Genomic DNA, 666 nt, shown 5'->3' with positions numbered 1-666 from the left:
CAGTCACCGCTAAGTGACTGGATTCTTTGGAGTTATTTGGTCGGGACGGAGTGATTCGAACACTCGACCCCTTGCACCCAATACATAACAAACCACGGTAATGGCTTGATAACACAGGTCTTCCGGCCCTGCTTTCGCTGCAACGAAGCTTCACCCGTACGGACGCATCCTGGCAAACGTCACTTCAAAAGTCATGGCCCTGGCCAAGCCTCCCCGGCACTCTGACGACCGATTCCCTTCCTTTGTATAGCTATCCACAGAGAGGCGGCTCCCTGTACTGCCCCTTGATCACCTCGACACCCCACTCCGGCAGAGGATCGTGGTAGCCGAGCAGGCCGCAGGCGTACATGTCTTCGTGCTCGTTCAGGCCATAGAGCCGAGCCGCCTCGGCAAACTCGAGCATCTCGCACAGCTGGTCGGCGTCCACTTCCCCCCGCCGGTGGGCGGCCATGGCCATCTCAGCCAGGACGGCAGCTCGGTTATCTGGAGCGGTGGTCAGGGCGAACTGGTCGTTGAGCTCGTCCAGCCAGGCCCGCGGTAGTCGGCTCATCATTCTGCCTTGCACCACCACGACTGCGCGTACACCACGCCGCCGATCTCCTCGATGCCGTTTATGTTCATGCCGAGTTGTGCCATGCCGTTGACCTTGGCATCGTGCAGCCGGGG

Annotated in this window: 1 protein-coding gene; it reads right to left on the bottom strand. The window is 60.2% G+C overall.

What is annotated here, in order from left to right; all coding sequences use genetic code 11:
* Positions 1–250 precede the first annotated feature (250 nt).
* Entirely contained in the window at positions 251–553 is a 303-nt protein-coding gene (locus HP546_RS30825; RefSeq protein ID WP_172233815.1) for a hypothetical protein, read from the bottom strand.
* Positions 554–666 lie beyond the last annotated feature (113 nt).

It is taken from the genome of Pseudomonas sp. CM25 (genome assembly GCF_013179705.1).
Classification (GTDB): domain Bacteria; phylum Pseudomonadota; class Gammaproteobacteria; order Pseudomonadales; family Pseudomonadaceae; genus Aquipseudomonas.
Note: the sequence above shows the minus strand (reverse complement) of the source record. Positions and strands in the feature narration are given on the sequence as shown.

Coding starts and splice junctions, on each gene's coding strand:
- HP546_RS30825 (WP_172233815.1), bottom strand. CDS start 553: ATGATGAGCCGACTACCGCGGGCCTGGCTGGACGAGCTCAACGACCAG.